11 protein-coding genes are annotated in these 17,964 nt (G+C 62.3%); 8 read left to right on the top strand and 3 right to left on the bottom strand.

Going from position 1 to position 17,964, the window contains the following annotated elements:
* Positions 1–207 precede the first annotated feature (207 nt).
* From clpX to FB009_RS17005, 4 genes are all read left to right on the top strand, one after another.
* On the top strand, positions 208–1,485 hold the full coding sequence (gene clpX, locus FB009_RS17020) for an ATP-dependent Clp protease ATP-binding subunit ClpX (protein WP_011975067.1): 1,278 nt from the start codon (positions 208–210) through the stop codon (positions 1,483–1,485).
* 442 nt (positions 1,486–1,927) lie between these two features.
* Positions 1,928–4,348, top strand: coding sequence for an endopeptidase La (gene lon, locus FB009_RS17015; RefSeq protein ID WP_011975068.1), 2,421 nt, complete (start codon positions 1,928–1,930; stop codon positions 4,346–4,348).
* A gap of 221 nt (positions 4,349–4,569) precedes the next feature.
* Complete coding sequence (gene hupB / locus FB009_RS17010) at positions 4,570–4,842, top strand: DNA-binding protein HupB (protein ID WP_003531811.1); 273 nt, start codon at positions 4,570–4,572, stop codon at positions 4,840–4,842.
* A 244-nt stretch (positions 4,843–5,086) separates the two neighbouring features.
* On the top strand, positions 5,087–7,282 hold the full coding sequence (locus FB009_RS17005) for an esterase-like activity of phytase family protein (protein ID WP_102045564.1): 2,196 nt from the start codon (positions 5,087–5,089) through the stop codon (positions 7,280–7,282).
* A gap of 100 nt (positions 7,283–7,382) precedes the next feature.
* On the opposite strand, the gene FB009_RS17000 is transcribed toward FB009_RS17005, so the two are convergent.
* Positions 7,383–7,862 carry a MarR family winged helix-turn-helix transcriptional regulator gene (locus tag FB009_RS17000; protein ID WP_011975070.1) on the bottom strand — a complete coding sequence of 160 codons (480 nt, stop codon included), beginning with the start codon at positions 7,860–7,862 and terminating at the stop codon, positions 7,383–7,385.
* Between the two features lie 288 nt (positions 7,863–8,150).
* On the opposite strand from FB009_RS17000, the gene FB009_RS16995 reads away from it, so the two are divergent.
* The 4 genes from FB009_RS16995 (at position 8,151) to FB009_RS33920 (ending at position 13,744) form a co-directional block, all read left to right on the top strand.
* Complete coding sequence (locus tag FB009_RS16995; protein ID WP_011975071.1) at positions 8,151–9,428, top strand: metallophosphoesterase family protein; 1,278 nt, start codon at positions 8,151–8,153, stop codon at positions 9,426–9,428.
* Positions 9,428–12,889, top strand: coding sequence for an ATP-binding protein (locus FB009_RS16990; RefSeq protein WP_018208677.1), 3,462 nt, complete (start codon positions 9,428–9,430; stop codon positions 12,887–12,889). Before FB009_RS16995 ends, FB009_RS16990 begins: the two co-directional genes overlap by 1 nt.
* Positions 12,890–12,964: 75 nt before the next feature.
* Positions 12,965–13,363, top strand: coding sequence for a (R)-mandelonitrile lyase (locus tag FB009_RS16985; protein WP_011975073.1), 399 nt, complete (start codon positions 12,965–12,967; stop codon positions 13,361–13,363).
* Positions 13,364–13,441: 78 nt separating this feature from the next.
* Positions 13,442–13,744: a type II toxin-antitoxin system VapB family antitoxin gene (locus tag FB009_RS33920; protein WP_011975074.1), complete on the top strand. Its 303-nt coding sequence runs from the start codon at positions 13,442–13,444 to the stop codon at positions 13,742–13,744.
* 472 nt (positions 13,745–14,216) lie between these two features.
* Here FB009_RS33920 and FB009_RS16970 read toward each other — a convergent pair whose 3' ends face one another.
* Positions 14,217–15,692 (bottom strand): HlyD family type I secretion periplasmic adaptor subunit, encoded by a 1,476-nt coding sequence (locus FB009_RS16970; RefSeq protein ID WP_011975076.1) that lies wholly within the window; start codon positions 15,690–15,692, stop codon positions 14,217–14,219.
* A complete protein-coding gene (locus tag FB009_RS16965; protein ID WP_011975077.1) occupies positions 15,689–17,869 on the bottom strand; it encodes a type I secretion system permease/ATPase in 2,181 nt (726 codons plus the stop codon). Before FB009_RS16965 ends, FB009_RS16970 begins: the two co-directional genes overlap by 4 nt.
* Positions 17,870–17,964 lie beyond the last annotated feature (95 nt).

Raw genomic sequence — 17,964 nt, 5'->3', positions numbered from 1 at the left:
TAATATGAATCCTTAACGCTATGTTGGAACAAGGAGCATAGCATCTGGATTTTGAATGGGAGAGTCGTTGCAACCGGTGATCGGGCCTCCGCCCGGACGGTGAGTACTCCCGAGAACCTTGGGCGGCGCCTGGAGCCGACGTGCAAGGCGAACTGAGTGTCCGCGATATCTTTCCGAAGGTGTCCGGCGTGCTGGAAGGAAGTGGAAATGAGCAAGGTCAGCGGTAGCAACGGCGGTGACTCGAAGAATACCCTCTATTGTTCGTTTTGCGGCAAGAGCCAGCATGAAGTCCGCAAGCTGATTGCCGGACCGACCGTGTTCATCTGCGATGAATGCGTCGAACTCTGCATGGACATCATCCGCGAAGAGAACAAGACCTCGATGGTCAAATCTCGCGACGGCGTTCCGACGCCGCAGGAGATCATCAAGGTCCTCGACGAATACGTCATCGGGCAGCAGCAGGCAAAGCGCATCCTGTCGGTCGCGGTGCACAACCACTACAAGCGCCTTGCCCATGCGGCAAAGAGCAGTGACGTAGAATTGGCGAAGTCGAACATCATGCTCGTCGGGCCCACCGGTTGCGGCAAGACTTACCTTGCGCAGACCCTCGCCCGCATCATCGACGTTCCCTTCACGATGGCCGACGCGACGACCCTGACGGAAGCCGGTTACGTCGGTGAAGATGTCGAAAACATCATCCTGAAGCTTCTGCAAGCCGCCGATTATAACGTCGAGCGCGCTCAGCGCGGCATCGTCTATATCGACGAAGTCGACAAGATTTCCCGTAAATCCGACAACCCGTCGATCACGCGGGACGTCTCGGGCGAGGGCGTGCAGCAGGCGCTTCTGAAGATCATGGAAGGGACCGTCGCTTCGGTGCCGCCTCAGGGCGGCCGCAAGCACCCGCAGCAGGAATTCCTGCAGGTGGATACGACGAATATCCTCTTCATTTGTGGTGGCGCTTTTGCGGGCCTCGACAAGATCATTTCCGCTCGCGGCGAAAAGACGTCGATCGGCTTCGGCGCAACCGTGCGCGCTCCGGAAGACCGCCGGGTCGGCGAGGTGCTGCGCGAGCTCGAGCCGGAGGATCTGGTAAAATTCGGCCTGATACCCGAGTTCATCGGAAGGTTGCCGGTTCTGGCGACGCTCGAAGACCTCGACGAAGATGCGCTGATCCAGATCCTGTCGGAGCCGAAGAACGCCTTGGTCAAGCAGTATCAGCGGCTCTTCGAAATGGAAGACGTCGAGCTGAACTTCCACGAAGACGCGCTGCGCGAGATCGCCCGGAGGGCGATCGTCCGCAAGACCGGCGCACGCGGTCTGCGTTCGATCATGGAGAAGATCCTGCTCGACACCATGTTCGAGCTGCCGACGCTGGAAGGCGTTCGCGAGGTCGTGATTTCGGAGGAAGTCGTAAAGGGGACGGCGCGACCGCTCTATATCTACTCGGAGCGCTCCGAGGAGAAGACCAACGTTTCGGCCTGAGCCGAGCCACTCACGATTGTTTGAAGAGCCCGCCATGTGCGGGCTTTTTCATGGGATTGCCTTTGTCATCGCGCCGGCTGACGCGTGGGGACCCGGGCAACTCGCAGACAGGTCCCGCGGACGCCGTTCAGCACCGCTACCCCGGTGGAATCAGTTCAAAATCATGGTGATCGCACCAATCGATTGTTGCTAAAGTGCCGCAACAACGCGATGATGCGACGATTCAATGGATGCGCGCCTGCCTCCCGCGAGGTTCGCTGGGTGGTAAGGTCTGCAACAGCGTCCGCGCTTAATGTCGGGGATTATCGATGCAGGCGGGGTTTGCGCCGTACCTTGAAAAGGCCTCTCTTGCACTCCACTTTCATGTACGAAATGTGACAGCCGGGAGTGCCGTAGAGGCTCCCGGATACGGGCCCGAAAATCGGGACGGAAAGGAAATGAAATGACGAACAAAACGTCTCCGGCGACTGAAAGCGCGACCTATCCGGTTCTGCCGCTGCGTGACATCGTGGTCTTCCCCCACATGATCGTGCCGCTCTTCGTCGGCCGGGAGAAGTCGATCCGTGCACTCGAAGAGGTCATGGGTACCGACAAGCAGATCATGCTCGTGACCCAGATCAACGCTACGGACGACGATCCGGAACCCTCCGCCATTTACAAAGTCGGCACCATCGCCAATGTGCTGCAGCTCCTGAAGCTTCCCGACGGAACCGTCAAGGTTCTGGTCGAAGGCCGTTCGCGTGCCGAGATCGAGCGCTATACGCCGCGCGACGATTTTTACGAGGCAATGGCTCATGCACTGCCCGAACCGGACGAGGACCCGGTTGAGATCGAGGCGCTGAGCCGCTCGGTCGTTTCCGAATTCGAGAGCTATGTAAAGCTCAACAAGAAGATTTCGCCGGAAGTGGTCGGAGTTGCAAGCCAGATCGAAGACTATTCGAAGCTTGCCGATACCGTTGCGTCCCATCTTTCCATCAAGATCGTCGAAAAGCAGGAAATGCTGGAGACGACGAGCGTGAAGATGCGCCTCGAAAAGGCGCTCGGCTTCATGGAAGGAGAGATTTCGGTTCTTCAGGTCGAAAAGCGTATCCGTTCGCGCGTCAAGCGCCAGATGGAGAAGACGCAGCGTGAGTACTACCTGAATGAGCAGATGAAGGCCATTCAGAAGGAACTCGGCGATAGCGAGGACGGCCGCGACGAAATGGCCGAACTCGAAGAGCGCATCTCCAAGACGAAGCTCTCCAAGGAAGCCCGTGAAAAGGCCGATGCGGAGTTGAAGAAGCTGCGCCAGATGAGCCCGATGTCGGCGGAAGCGACTGTCGTCCGCAACTATCTCGACTGGCTGCTGGGCCTGCCCTGGGGCAAGAAGTCGAAGATCAAGACCGACCTCAATCACGCCGAAAAGGTGCTCGACACCGATCACTTCGGTCTGGACAAGGTAAAGGAACGCATCGTCGAGTACCTGGCGGTGCAGGCCCGTTCGTCCAAGATCAAGGGGCCGATCCTGTGCCTCGTGGGCCCTCCGGGCGTCGGCAAGACCTCGCTTGCGAAGTCGATCGCGAAGGCGACCGGGCGTGAATATATCCGCATGGCACTGGGCGGTGTTCGCGACGAGGCCGAAATCCGCGGCCACCGGCGGACCTATATCGGCTCCATGCCGGGTAAGGTCGTCCAGTCGATGAAGAAGGCCAAGAAGTCCAACCCGCTCTTCCTGCTCGACGAGATCGACAAGATGGGCCAGGACTTCCGGGGAGATCCGTCTTCGGCGCTTTTGGAGGTGCTCGATCCGGAACAGAACTCGACCTTCATGGATCACTATCTGGAGGTTGAATATGACCTCTCGAACGTGATGTTCATCACCACGGCGAACACGCTCAACATCCCGCCGCCGCTGATGGACCGTATGGAAGTCATCCGCATCGCCGGCTACACCGAAGAGGAAAAGCTGGAGATTGCCAAGCGGCACCTGCTGCCGAAGGCGATCCGGGACCATGCGCTCCAGACGAACGAGTTCTCCGTAACGGATGGCGCTCTGACCGCGATCATCCAGAACTACACGCGAGAGGCGGGCGTGCGCAACTTCGAGCGCGAGCTGATGAAGCTTGCGCGCAAGGCGGTGACGGAAATCCTCAAGGGCAAGACCAAAAAGGTCGAAGTCTCGGCCGAGAACATCAACGACTATCTCGGCGTACCGCGCTTCCGCCATGGTGAAGCCGAACGCGACGATCAGGTCGGGGTGGTCACCGGTCTCGCCTGGACCGAGGTCGGCGGCGAACTGCTGACGATCGAGGGCGTGATGATGCCCGGCAAGGGCCGCATGACGGTGACCGGCAACCTGCGTGACGTGATGAAGGAATCCATTTCGGCAGCGGCATCCTATGTCCGCTCGCGCGCGATCGATTTCGGCATCGAGCCGCCGCTGTTCGACAAGCGCGACATTCACGTCCACGTACCCGAGGGCGCAACCCCGAAGGACGGTCCGTCCGCCGGTGTTGCCATGGCGACGGCGATCGTGTCGGTGATGACCGGCATCCCGATCTCCAAGGATGTGGCGATGACGGGCGAAATCACCCTGCGTGGCCGTGTCCTGCCGATCGGCGGCCTGAAGGAGAAGTTGCTTGCGGCTCTGCGCGGCGGCATCAAGAAGGTGCTGATCCCCGAGGAGAATGCCAAGGACCTCGCCGACATCCCCGACAACGTCAAGAACAGCCTCGAAATCATCCCCGTTTCGCGGATGGGCGAGGTGATCGCGCATGCCTTGCTGCGGCTTCCGGAGCCCATTGAATGGGATCCGGCCAGCCAGCCAGCCGCTCTGCCGTCCGTCGATTCGCAGGACGAAGCGGGCACTTCGATTGCCCACTGACGGAGCGCGAATGGGGCGGCAAGTGTGTCCCGCTTGCGCCCTTTGCCCAGAAAAACAAGGAAGACCGGCGCTTCGCCGGTCTTTTTTGTTGTAAAAGCACGCTGCAACCCTTGCATTCCAAGGGATTAGGCGCAATTGGGAATGGCAAGACGTGGGCAATGCTCAAGCTGCCCCGCCTTAGAAAGACAGTCGTTTCGAACCAGCATGAAAGGGGTGGAAACATGAACAAAAATGAGCTCGTGGCTGCCGTAGCCGACAAGGCCGGACTCTCGAAGGCAGATGCGTCTTCTGCCGTTGATGCAGTTTTTGAGACCATTCAGGGCGAACTGAAGAACGGCGGCGACATCCGCCTCGTTGGCTTCGGCAATTTCTCCGTATCGCGCCGCGAGGCTAGCAAGGGCCGCAACCCGTCGACGGGTGCGGAAGTTGACATTCCGGCACGCAACGTGCCGAAGTTCACGGCCGGCAAGGGCCTCAAGGACGCCGTCAACTGATAGAACGATTTAAGCGGCGGCAACTGCCGTCTGCGATTAGTTCATGTTCCGTCTGTCGCGGCCTTCGCCATCGGCGGCGCTCGTAGGCAGGTAGATTGAGGCCCGGTTGTCCCGGGCCTCTTTTCATCTCAAGCTCCACTGTCATCCAGCTGTTACAGGACAGTTGCAAAAGCCTTCCGTCCGATGATCTCGGATGCGAGCGTCTCGCAGAAACGCGATGGCGTGCCGCGACAAGGAGGGACAGATGAAAGCATTTTCCATCACCACAACATTGGCTGCCGCACTTGCCGCATCGACGGCGACCGCCGTTCAGGCAGAACAGGTCTTCAACCGCATCGCATCCTTTGCGGTGGCTGAGAATTTGCCTGGGGGGGCCGGGCGGACGGCGCCTACTTCGGCAGAAATCATCACCGCGAGCGAAGACAGCAATACGCTGATCTATTCCGACAGTCCCGGCAAACGCATCGGTTTCATCGACATCACCGATCCCAGGACGCCCAAGGCGGGCGGTATCGTCTCTTTCGAAGGTGAGCCGACCTCGGTCGCGATTGCCGGTGCCAAGGCGCTCGTTGCCGTCAACACGAGCGAAAGCTTCACCAAGCCCTCCGGTCTCGTTGCCGTGGTCGATGTCGCCGGGAGAAAGGTGGACGCGACATGCGATCTCGGTGGCCAGCCGGACTCGGTGGCTGTGAACGGGGATCGAACGCTTGCTGCAATCGCGATCGAGAACGAGCGCGACGAGGAGGTCAATGACGGGCAGATCCCGCAGATGCCCGCGGGCGATCTCGTCATCCTGTCGCTGAAGGATGGCGCCGCCGATTGCGCGACCATCAAGCACGTGACATTGACCGGTCTCGCAGAGGCCGCTGGCGAAGATCCCGAGCCGGAATTCGTGGCCTTCAACGGCAAGGACGAGATTGCGCTCACCCTGCAGGAGAACAACCACGTCGTCATCATCGACGGCAAGTCGGCAACGGTGAAGACGCATTTCCCGGCGGGCACGGTCGATCTCGCAGGTATCGACACCAGGCGCGACGGCGCCATCGCGTTCGCCGGCGATCAGGCCGGCCGCAAGCGCGAGCCTGACGCCGTCAAATGGCTCGACGACGATCGCCTGGTCGTCGCCAACGAGGGCGACTACGAAGGCGGGAGCCGCGGCTTCACCATCTTCGACACCACGGGCAAAGTTGTCTACGAATCCGGCGCTAGCTTCGAACGGGCCATTGCATCGATAGGCCATTATCCCGAGAAGCGCTCGTCGGCGAAAGGCGTCGAACCGGAGGGGCTGGAAGTGGCGCAATACGGCGAAGACAAGCTGTTCTTCGTTCTTTCCGAGCGCGCCTCGGTCGTCGGCGTATACAAGGATACCGGCGCCGAGCCGGAGCTCCTTCAGCTTCTGCCCTCCGGCATTTCGCCAGAGGGAGCAGTCGCCATTCCCGGGCGCAATCTTTTCGCCACCGCCAACGAGGTCGATCTGGTCGAAGACGGTGGAGCGCGGGCGCATGTCATGATCTACGAGCGCGAGGAAGGCGAGGCTGCCTATCCGCAGATACGTTCCGCGGACCAGGGCGGGTTGCCCCTAGGCTTCGGGGCGCTTTCCGGCCTCGCGGCCGTGGCGGACAAGCCGGGTTTCCTGCACGCGGTCAGCGATTCCGTCTTCTCGTCCCAGCCGACCATCTTTGCGATCGACGCCACGCAAAAGCCTGCGCTGATCACAGGCGCCCTGCCGATCACCCGCGATGGCGCACCCGCCCAGAAGCTCGACATCGAAGGCATCGCCAATGACGGCGAGGGCGGCTTCTGGCTCGCTTCCGAAGGCAACAGCGACAAGCTTTACAGCCATGCGCTGCTTCGCGTGAACAAGAAGGGGGAGATCAAGGAGGAGATCGCTCTGCCGGAAGAACTGCGCTCCAACGAGATCCGCTACGGCTTCGAAGGCATAGCAGCTGTGGGCGAGGGTGACGACCAGCTTCTGTGGATGGCGGTGCAGCGCGAATGGAAGGACGACGAGAAAGGGTCCGTCAAGCTGGTCTCCTATAAGCCGTCGAGCAAAGAGTGGGGTGCTGTGCGTTACCCGCTCGACAAGTCAGCCGAGGGCTGGGTCGGCCTGTCGGAAATCACCGTCCATGGCGACTATGCCTATATTCTCGAACGCGACAATCTGATCGGCGAAGCGGCAAGGCTCAAAAAGCTCTACCGCGTGGCTCTTGCGGATATGAAGCCTGCGGCGCTGGGCGGCGCATTGCCAGTTTTGAAGAAGGAAGAGGTCCGCGACCTGATCCCTGATCTGAAGTCGCTGAACGGCTATGTCGCAGACAAGGTGGAAGGCTTCGCCGTCGACGCGGCGGGGAACGGCTATGTCGTCACCGATAATGACGGCGTCGACGATTCCTCCGGCGAGACCCTGTTCTTCTCCATCGGTGTTATGGACGCGATGTAGGCGAAACAAGGACAGCCTGTCATCCGGCCTGTCGGCTACCTTCTCCCCGCAAGCGGGGCGAAGCTGCCGGCAGGCCGGATGAGGCGCAAGCCTCGTAGCCTCAAGACTGGTGGGCGCCGGCGACCTCGGCAGCTTCCGCCTCTTCCTTGCGCTTGCGAATATCGTCGGTCTTCTCGACGAGTTTGCTGACGATATCGTAAAGCTGGTCGAGTTGCTCGTCATCGAGCGCGGAAAAAATTTCTTCGATAAGCTGTTTACGCGGATGTTCCGCTGCCTGAAGGACGGCCCGGCCGGTCTCGGTGATGGAGACGATCTTGGCGCGGCGGTCCTCGGGGTCGGGTTTTCTCATGACCAGACGGTCGCGTTCCAGCCCGTCGATCGCTTCGGTCACGGTGCGCGGGGCGAAGTTCAGCGCACAGGCTATGTCCGTGGACCGACAGGGCCCGAGCTTGCTCAGGAAGAACAGGAACTTGCTTCGGGCAAGCGATACGCCCTCCTCCGTCATGGACTCGTTTACCAGCCGATGAACGCGATGGTAGAGCTCGAAAAGCTTGTCGGAAACCTCGAATGTCTTCTTCATGACCTTATGAGTATATTATGAGGGGCCATGTGAAATGGCAGTGATCTTATTGATAGTCACAATCGCGGTATTTGTCGACCGAAACCACCTGAAACTCAGGAAAGGCCGGGAGCAGTAAGAAACGCTTCTCGCCCGTGGAGCCGTTGTTTGCGAAGCGAAGAGTTGCCCTAAAAGGAACGCGGAAACGTCCTTTTTCTCAGCGCGCTCCAAGCAGGTTGTGCATTGCGTGGATGTGGGGATCTGCGGGCATTGACGAGCACGGCGGCACAGGGCCATGGTCCGCCCGTCATGCCTTTCCGATTTGTTCACACCGCAGACCTCCATCTCGATTCGCCCTTGCGCAGCCTCGCACTTCGGAATTCCGAACTTGCAGGCCTCGTTCGAAGCGCTACGCGCAGCGCGCTCGTGCGGATCGTCGATCTCTGCGTCGCCGAAAGCGTCGACGCGCTTCTGATCGCCGGCGATCTCTACGACGGCAGCCAGACGTCGATGAATACGGCTCTCTTTCTGGCAGGCGAGCTCCGACGCCTCGATGAGGCCGGGATCCGGACGTTCATCATTCGCGGCAATCACGATTCCCAGTCACAGGTGACGCGCGAACTCGCCCTGCCGCCTTCGGTGCACGTCTTTTCAGGCCGGAGCAGGACGGTTCTTGCCAAGACGCTTGCGAATGGCCGCACCGTGCATATCCATGGCGTGAGCTTTGCCGATCCGCATGCGCCTGAAAGCCTGTTGCCGCAGTTCCATCCGCCGGTCGCGGGCGGCATCAATATCGGCATGCTGCATACCAGCCTTTCCGGATCCGCCGCGCATGATCCCTACGCCCCGTGCAGCGTCGCCGACCTTCAGCGGCACGGTTTCGACTATTGGGCGCTCGGCCATGTCCATCAACGGCAGGTGCATTGCGAAAAGCCCTACATCGTCATGGCGGGCATGCCGCAGGGGCGCGACATCAACGAAGCAGGCATGAAGGGCGTCACGATCGTGACGTTCGATGAGGACGGGCCCGCTGCGCTGGATGAGAGGCCGATCAGCACCGCCGCATTCGAGCGCTTTGCGGTCGACGTCAGCGGAATTGCCGACTGGCACGATATGCTGGACGCGGTCAGCCGCGCTTTGGCCCATATTCGCAAGACCGTGGCAGCGGACAACCTGATCCTTCGTTTGACATTGAAGGGCAGCACGCCACTCGCATGGCGCCTCAGGCGGGATGCGGATCTCCTGGAGGGGGAGATCGTCAATATCGCGGCGGGGCTAGGCGGATGCTGGATAGAGACTGTCGAGCTAAGCTGCCGCGCATCTGTCAAGCCGGAGCAGAATGCCGTCGACCCCGTCGGCGAACTGGCGGTGCTCATCGAAAAGGACGTTCTGCCTTCCTTCGGCTTTCGCACCGAGCTGAACGGTATTGCCAAGGAACTCCTGCAGCAATTGCCGCCCGAACTCAGGTCCTTGCTGGCGAGCGACGAAGAGGCTCTGGAGCGGTTGGCGCTGGATGCAGGGCTTGCCGGTGGAGCGGATGTACTGGCACACCTGCACGGCCGTGCTGCAGCCGGAGCGGCCGACTGATGCGGCTCCACCGGTTGGACCTCGTCCGCTACGGAAAATTCACCGAGCGGGCTCTCGAATTCGGCGAGGCGAAACCGGGTGAGCCGGATTTCCATCTCATCTACGGCCCGAACGAAGCCGGCAAGTCGACCCTCTTTGCCGGCTTCCTCGACCTCATCTTCGGCATCGAGCGCTCGAGCCCCTATGGCTTTCTGCATCCGTATCAGACGATGCGGATCGGCGGCGTCGTGGAGGCCGGGAGCCGCCTGCATCACGCCTATCGTATCAAGCGTAACGCCAACAGCCTGATCGGCCCCGACGAGCAGCCGCTGCCCGACGGCCTGTTTTCCACGGCTCTCGGCTCCATCGACCGGGCGACCTACTGCACGATGTTCTCGCTCGACGACGACAGCATAGAGCATGGCGGAGAAGCCATCCTCAAGAGCGAGGGAGAGCTGGGCTCGCTCCTGTTTTCCGCGAGCTCCGGATTGCCGGACAGCACCGCCATCCTGACGGACCTTCGAGCCGATGCGGATCGTTTTTTCCGCCCGCAGGCGCGCAAGCACCAGCTTGCTGAATTGAAGTCGGAGTTCGATGCCCTCAAGGCGGAGCGGAACGCGATCGACGTGAATGCGCGCGAATATGCCGCGCTCCGCAAGGCGCTCACGGGCGTGCGCGCACGCCATGAGGCGGCGGCAAGGCTCCGCCACGAGCTTCGCGCCGACCGGGATCGGATACGCGCGCAACGCGACGCGCTTCCGCTTCTTGCGCGGCTTACGGGTGTGCGGCAGCAGCTCGCCGCGCAGCCTCCCTTGCCGGTGCCTCCGGCGGAATGGCAGGAGGAACTACCGCTGCTTTGCCGGCGTGATGCGGAAATCGCCGCGCAGCTCCGGCAGTTGCAGGATGAACTCAAACGTCGGCGTGAAGAGCTTTCCGGGCTGCCGCGAGACGAGCAGGCGCTTGCGGCGGCAGAACGGTTCGAGGCGCTGCGTGACGCCGCACTCGAGGCGCGTTATCTGACGGCCGCGCGCGACATGCCTTCTCGTCTGGAAGAATTGTCCCGGACGGCAGCCGAAATCGACGCCTGCCTCTTGCGGCTGGGCGAGGCGGGCAACCCCGATGTCGCCTCGCTCCTGCTGCCGACCGCACGTGCCATCCGCCTTCAGGATCTGGTGCGCCGGCACGCCAGCCTGTCGGAAAGGCTGGCCTCGGCGCGCGAAGAGTTGGAGATGGCGGAGGCGAACCGCAGCGAAGCCGAGCGCGAAAGCGCCCGACTGAAGGAAGGGGCCGCCGACCCTGCCTTGCTTGCCGAGCGCGTGCATCTTCTCAGGCAGAGCGATTGCCTCCTGCGCCAGCAGGCGTCGGCAAGAGAGATCGAGCGGCTGGAGATGGCACTCTCCGACAGGCTGGACGCGTTGCGGCCTTTCGCCGGCTCGATCGACGATCTGGCCGCACTTCCCGCCCCGGCTCCGGGCCTCGTCGATGCATGGCGGGCAGAGGATGCTACCGCGGCGGAACGGCGTCTGCGCCTCGGCGACAGGATTGCCGACGAAAGCGAGCGCCAGGCCGGCGACAAAGCGCGCCTTGCCGCGCTTGCGGCCAATGGAGGCGCCGTGGATGACGCCACCGCCTGCGCGCTGAGGCAGCGCCGCGATAGCGCCTGGCAAAAGCATCGAGCCAGCCTCGACGACCGGACGGCGACCCTGTTCGAGGCGGCGCTGAACGAGCACGACGCGGCCACGGCGCGTCGCCTTGCCCAGGCGGACCGCGTGGCCGAGACACGGAGCCTTGCGCTTGCGATCACTGAACGAGGTGCCCGTCTGCAGGCGCTCGAAGCGCAAAGAAAAGCCATCGAAGAGGAGCACGAGAGGAGAAGCGCCACGATAGGCGAGGCCGCGCATGCTTGCGGGCTGCCTGGCACAACGGCGCTTCCGCAACTGGAGGCATGGCTTGGAACCCGGGCCGCCGCTGTTGAACTGCGTGCCGAGCTGCGTAATGCCCTGAAGGAACGCAACAGGGCGGATGCCGAAGAGAAGGCGGCGGTCGGCGAATTGCGGGTGGAACTGGCGCGGCTCGGGATGACGGATGCTCTGCCGGACCGCCTCGATGCCTTGCTCGCGGCAGCCGAACGGGTCGCCTCCCGCGCCCAGGCAGCGTCCACCGCTTATCGGAACGCTGTTTCGCAGGTCGAACGGGCCACGGAGGCGCTCGAAAAGCGGCAGGCCGGATGTGCGGCGGCGGAGGCTGCAATGGCATCCTGGTGCGAGGAATGGGAGGAAGCACTCGCCGGCACCTGGCTTTCCCGGCAGGTGGAGAGGCCTCTGCCGCAGGAAATCGGCCCGGTGCTCGCCGTCCTTCAGGACCTCGACAAGCTGATGCAGAAGAAGGGGGAACTCGACCATCGGATCGCGGGCATGGGCAGGGACCAGGCGGCCTTCACGGAGGCTGTCAGGGGGTTTGCCGCGACATTGGGGGAGGGGCCGGCCGGCGATGTGCTCGCGCTCTTTTCAGCGATACGCGACCGCGTTGCCGCCGCACTTCAGAAGGAGGAGCGCCGGCAGGGGCTCCAGGGCGACATCGAACGCATGCAGGAGAGCATCGATGCTCTGTATGCGGAGGAAAAGCTCCACGCCGCCAACCGTCAGAGAGTTCTCGACTTCTTCGGCTGCGGGAGCCTCGATGAGGCGGCCTCCTGCCTGGAAGCGACCCGTGAAGAGCAGCGGCTGCGGCAGAGATGCTTCGAAATGGAGACCGATCTGGCCACGCGGCTCAGCGTCGCAACCTCCGCCGAGGCGGAGGCGCTGCTTACAGCCCTCCACGAGCGGGAGCTCGCTTTGGAACTTGCGCGGCTGGAGGAGGCGATCGACGCCGCCGACCAGGAGGTCAGCGAGCTGCATGCCGATGTCAGGAGCAGGGAGCGGGCGCTTGCCGCCATCGAGGGCGGCGACCGGGTGGCGGAGCTCGACCAGAGGCGGCGCACGCTTCTTCTCGATATCGAGAGCAAGGCGGTCGGCTATCTCCGGCTGCGCGCGGGCGTGATCGCCGCCGAACAGGCGCTTCGGCTGTTCCGCGAGCGCCATCGCAGCGCCATGATGCAGCGCGCCTCCAGGACCTTCACGCATATCAGCGGCGGTGAATATTCCGGCCTCTCGACGCAAGCCGACAAGGGCCAGGAATTCCTCATCGCCAATACCGCCGCCGGCGGATCGAAGCTCGCCCGCGACCTTTCCAAGGGCACGCGCTTCCAGCTCTATCTAGCACTCAGGATCGCCGGCTACCACGAGGTCGCCGCGACGCGGGAAACGCTGCCCTTCATCGCCGACGACATCATGGAGACATTCGACGACGGCCGCGCCGGCCGCGCCTTCGAACTGATGGCGGAAATGGCCGAAGTCGGCCAGGTGATCTATCTGACGCACCACGAACATCTGTGCGACATCGCGCGGACCGCCTGCCCGGGCGTGACGATCCACCGGTTGTAGCCGCTTCGCAAAAAGAGGTAAGCTGCCTGCGCCCTGCATCAAGCGCCGGGCGGCGCGCCCTCAAAGGAGGCTATCATGGAAATCTTCGAGTGCGGATCGAGACCCTCGACGCGCGGGCCCGCCGAATACTTCACCGGATCCGTACGCCTGGACCCTGCCTTCGAGGCGCCGTCACCCGCACGGCTACGCGGCGCAACCGTGACCTTCGAGCCCGGCGCGCGCACCGCCTGGCACACCCACCCGCTCGGCCAGACCCTGATCGTCACCGCCGGCCGCGGCCTCGCCCAAAGCTGGGGCGGAGAACTGCGCGAGATCCGCGCCGGCGACGTGGTGTGGTTCCCGCCGGGTGAAAAGCACTGGCATGGGGCAGCGCCCGATACGGGGATGACCCATATCGCCATTCAGGAAGCGCTCGATGGAAAGGCGGTGGACTGGCTCGAGCATGTGACGGACGAGCAGTATGGGGGTGTGTAGGTCTGGCTCGGTTCCTATGGCCAGAACAGGAATGAGTCTTGCTGCTTGCTCGCAACTACACAGATGTAGGCTACACATGTGGAGCAACACAAAGTGACCCTCAACATCAGGAACCAGGAAGCGGATGATCTGGCGAGGGAACTTGCCCGGATCGATCGTACAAGCATCACAGATGCGGTGATTTCAGCTCTTCGCGAGACCATTCGAAATCGAATGCGAAAGGAGAGCCCGCGCGAAACGGCGCAGACGATTCTCGCAAGACGGGGGCTGGCCTTCCAGCGGATCGAAAACCGGTGCCGCCGGAAGCCTATCACGACCTTGATCACGATCCACTGGGTGAAAAGTAGATGTTTGTCGACGCCTGTGCGATCGTATCGATGATGGCCGGCGAGGATACCGCTACCGCCTATGAGGCTGCATTGCTCGATGCACCTTCGCCTTTCACCTCAACTCTGGCCTGCAGAAGGTGCGGTTGTCGATTGGCTGGAAGCAAGAGGTATCCATCTTCGCGAACCAGGCTCACCGCGCCGGGTGTTGTCCTTTGCCGTCGCGGTGGCTGAGAAGCACGGCATCGGCAAACGTCATCTCAGCAATTTCGACTGCTTCCATTACGCCTATGCCAAGGCAATGCGTGCACCACTTCTGACCACGGATGCGCTCCTGCGCGAGACCGATGTAGAGACTCGCCCTTTGCGCAGACGAAGTTGGCCCAGCCGGCGGCTTCGTTTCGCTCCCTCGTGCCCATGCTCGCCACTGGGATGAGAACCGCGCCGCGCCTGCAGCGCGGAAGAGCTTTTCAGCCCAAGGCCCTGGTCTGGCTGAGTTGCTGTGACGAGTACAGGAGGATTGAACGTCACCTCTCCCCCATGGCCTCCGACCCAACCTTTGCGATGGGCGAGAACAGGTATTCCAATATCCGTCGCCTTCCGGTCTTGATCTCCACGGTGACGGCCATGCCGGGTTTCAGCGGCATGACCCGACCATTGACCGTGATCGTCGTGCGGTTGGGCCGCACAGTCACAGGAAAGACGAGGTTCTGCATGCGCTGGACATTGCCGATTGGGATCAGGCTTTCGATCTCCTTCGCAGCGGCCCCTTCGATCTGCTGCGCGTCCGGCTCCGGAATGGCGTCCGTCGCGACTTGGACGACCTTGCCTTCGACGACGCCGAAGCGGGTGAATGGGAATGCTTCGATCTTTATCACCGCGGCCATCCCGGCGCTGACGAATCCTATGTCTTTGTTGGGGAGATAGGCTTCTATCTCGATCGGTCCGACGAGAGGCACGACGCGCATCAGCTCGGTTCCCGAACTGACGATCTGCCCGATGGTCGTGATCGCCGTAGCCTGAACCGTTCCGTCGATCGGACTGTGGATCTTCATCGATCCGAGCCGAGCCGTGATCTTCCTAAGCTGTTGTTCCTGCTCGTCCGCGCGCCGGGCGACATCGGCACGCTGGCGGGCATTCTCGGCGATGAACGCCCGGATCGCGCTTGTCCGCTCTGCGACCAGAACCTGTAGACCCGTTTCGGCCTCGGCCATTTGTCCCACCCTTTCCGCCAGTTCGGCTTCGGCGCGCTGCGATATCTCGGCGGCATTGATGACCTCTGCCTTCGATCCGGATTGAGAATTGAACAGCGACGTTCGCATCGACACCCGTTCGCCGAGCGTCGCAACCAGGGTACGCTGTGCATTTATGGTCGAAGACAGCCGCGCAACCTCCGCCTCCTTCTGCCTCTTCTGGGCGCGAATGCGGTCGAGCAGAGAAACGAGCTCGGAGATGTCGGCTTCGAGCACAGCCTGCTCGCGGCGCCGGATCTGGGGAGGGATTCCCGACGGAAACACGATCTCGGCCGCCGGCTTTCGAGACGATGTGGCTTCTGCATCGATGCCGAGTTCAGAGGCGAGGACAAGGGCGTGGTCTCGCCGGGAAATATCGGCCCTGAGCGCCGCGAGGCCGATGGACAGCATATCGGCGTCGGCCCGTAATTCGGTATCGTCGAGGTCGACGAGAAGGTCGCCGGCCTTCACCTCCTGGCCATTGGCGACGGGCACCGAGCGGGTCTTGCTCGTCTCCAGAGACTGGATGACCTTGACCCTGCCGAGTGGCTGGATCTTGCCCTGTGACGTCGCCACGATGTCGAATGTCCCGATCCAACTCCATAAAAGCGCGCCGGCGGCGAGCGCACACAGGAGCCAGATCAGCGATGCCCGGATGGGAGAGGGTGGCGTTTCGAGAATCTCGAGCGCCGCCGGCAGGAACTCGGCATCATCCCGTCGCCGATGCGAGCTTCCGCGCGGAAGCTTCCAAAATGATGATGACCGCTTCATGCCTGTGCGGCCCCTGTCTGGAGCTGCCAGAGATGCGAATAGAGCCCGTTCGGTCGGGCGACCAGGACCTCATGGGAGCCTTCCTCGATGATGCGGCCGTCCTTCATGCCGATGATCCGATCGCAGTGGCGCACGGTCGCGAGGCGATGGGCGATGATGATCACGGTGCGGCCCTTCACGATCTCGCGCATATTGGCGAGAACGATACGCTCGCTCTCGTAATCGAGGGCACTCGTGGCCTCGTCGAGAATAAGGATCGGGGGATTCGTGGCGAGCGCGCGAGCGATCGCCAGCCGCTGCCGCTGACCGCCGGAGAGATTGGCACCGCGCTCCTCGATCTGCGTGTCGTAACCGCGCGGAAGTTTCGCGATGAATTCGTCCGCGCCGGAAAGGCGCGCGACCCGCATCACCGCCGCGCGCGACATCGCCGGATTGGCCAGTGCGATATTGTCGTGGATCGAGCGGTTGAAGAGCATGTTCTCCTGGAGCACGACGCCGATTCCGGCGCGCAGCCAGGCCGGGTCGACCTGGGCGATATCGTGGCCATCGACGAAGACCTGACCGGTTTGCGGAATGTAGAAGCGCTGTACGAGCTTCGTCAGCGTCGATTTCCCCGATCCTGAAGGTCCAACGATGCCAAGCACCTCGCCGGGGCGAACCGCGAGCGTCACATTTTTCAACACGTCCGGAGCATTGTGCGCGTAGCGAAAGCCGACCGATTTGAAGGCGATGGCGCCGCGTGGGGGCGGGAGGCTGATGGTCGCGGCGGGGCGTGGCTCCGCCGGCGCATTGAGGATGTCGGCGAGGCGCGAAACGGAGACCTGGACCTGCTGAAAATCCTGCCAAAGCTGTGAAAGACGAAGGATAGGCTGCGAGACCTGGCCCGCGATCATGTTGAAGGCGACGAGCGCCCCGACCGTCAAATGGCCGTCGATCACCGCCTGTGCGCCGAAAAGCAGCAGGGCGGCGCTGGTCACCTTGTTGATGTATTGAACGGCATTCTGGCCCTTTGCGGCAAGCATCGTCGCGAGAAAGGACGATTTCACATAGGCTGCGAGCCGCTCCTCCCAATCGGCCGATACGACGGGCTCGACCGCCGCTGCCTTCAACGTCTGCACGCCGACCACCGTTTCTACCAACAACTGCTGGCTCCAGGCTCCGCGTTCGAACTTCTCGTCGATGCGCTCCTTCAGGAACGGACGAACGAGAAAACCGATGGCGAGATAGAAGGGGATCGAGGCGACGACGATCCAGGCAAGCGTCTTGGAATAGCTGAAGAGCACGAAGATGAAGACGAAGGTGAAGATCAGATCGAGGCCGGAAAAGAGCCCTTGGCCAGTGAGGAAGGCACGGATGGTTTCGAGTTCGCGGATGCGGGCGACGGTCTGGCCGGTGGGTCGCGTCTCGAAATAGTCGAGCGGCAGGCTGAGAAGATGCCGGAACAGCCGGCGCCCCAACTCGACATCGATGCGGTTGGTGGTGTGCGACAATGCATAGGTGCGCAGATATTGGAGCACGACATCGAAGAGGCCGACGACGGCAAGCCCGACGACGAGCACGATCAGCGTCGAATAGCTGCGATGCGCCAGCACCTTGTCGACGACGACCTGGAAGAAAAGCGGCGTGATCAGTGCGAAGAGCTGGACGAACAGCGATGCGATCAACACATGTCCGAAGGCGCGGCGGTAGCGCCAGATCGACGGCAGGAACCAGCGAAAACCGAATGCTGCCGGATCAGCGCCCGGTCCGCCGAAGCGCCGCTGAATCAGGATGAACCGTCCGCCCGTGAGCCGCAGCAGTTCGGCGGTATCGACATCGCGGCTGGAAAAATCGACCGGATTGACGAGCCGAAAGCTCCCTTCGCCGGATTTGCCGCCGAAGACGGCGAAGGAACTATCCGTGAGGCAGGCGATTGCCGGCACCGGCATCGTAGCGATACGGCCGGCCGTCGCGGCAATCGACCGGGCTTTGAGGCCGATCAGGCGTGCGGCTCTCAGGAGGTCGTCGGTACCGGCGGGGCCGGTGATGGCCAGTTGACGGGCAATTGCCCCGGCATTCGCCGGCAGGCGGTAATAGCCGGCGATGGCGGAAAGCGCCGACAGGCCGCTGTCCGGCTGCCTTTCTCCGATGCGTTCTGCAGGTACTTCGCCGGGTGATGATGTCGCTACTCTATGCATGTGGCAGCTTTGTCCTCCGGCCGCCTCCCGGCATTTCGATGACTGCGAATGTTGCTTGCAACAGGATTGCGTTGAACAATCCCCGCGGACGAACG

It is taken from the genome of Sinorhizobium medicae (genome assembly GCF_007827695.1).
Lineage (GTDB): Bacteria > Pseudomonadota > Alphaproteobacteria > Rhizobiales > Rhizobiaceae > Sinorhizobium > Sinorhizobium medicae.
Note: the sequence above shows the minus strand (reverse complement) of the source record. Positions and strands in the feature narration are given on the sequence as shown.

Bases quoted from the DNA above. Each gene is read 5' to 3' on its own strand.
- clpX (WP_011975067.1), top strand. From the start codon at position 208: ATGAGCAAGGTCAGCGGTAGCAACGGCGGTGACTCGAAGAATACCCTC.
- lon (WP_011975068.1), top strand. From the start codon at position 1,928: ATGACGAACAAAACGTCTCCGGCGACTGAAAGCGCGACCTATCCGGTT.
- hupB (WP_003531811.1), top strand. From the start codon at position 4,570: ATGAACAAAAATGAGCTCGTGGCTGCCGTAGCCGACAAGGCCGGACTC.
- FB009_RS17005 (WP_102045564.1), top strand. From the start codon at position 5,087: ATGAAAGCATTTTCCATCACCACAACATTGGCTGCCGCACTTGCCGCA.
- FB009_RS17000 (WP_011975070.1), bottom strand. From the start codon at position 7,862: ATGAAGAAGACATTCGAGGTTTCCGACAAGCTTTTCGAGCTCTACCAT.
- FB009_RS16995 (WP_011975071.1), top strand. From the start codon at position 8,151: ATGCCTTTCCGATTTGTTCACACCGCAGACCTCCATCTCGATTCGCCC.
- FB009_RS16990 (WP_018208677.1), top strand. From the start codon at position 9,428: ATGCGGCTCCACCGGTTGGACCTCGTCCGCTACGGAAAATTCACCGAG.
- FB009_RS16985 (WP_011975073.1), top strand. From the start codon at position 12,965: ATGGAAATCTTCGAGTGCGGATCGAGACCCTCGACGCGCGGGCCCGCC.
- FB009_RS16970 (WP_011975076.1), bottom strand. From the start codon at position 15,692: ATGAAGCGGTCATCATCATTTTGGAAGCTTCCGCGCGGAAGCTCGCAT.
- FB009_RS16965 (WP_011975077.1), bottom strand. From the start codon at position 17,869: ATGCATAGAGTAGCGACATCATCACCCGGCGAAGTACCTGCAGAACGC.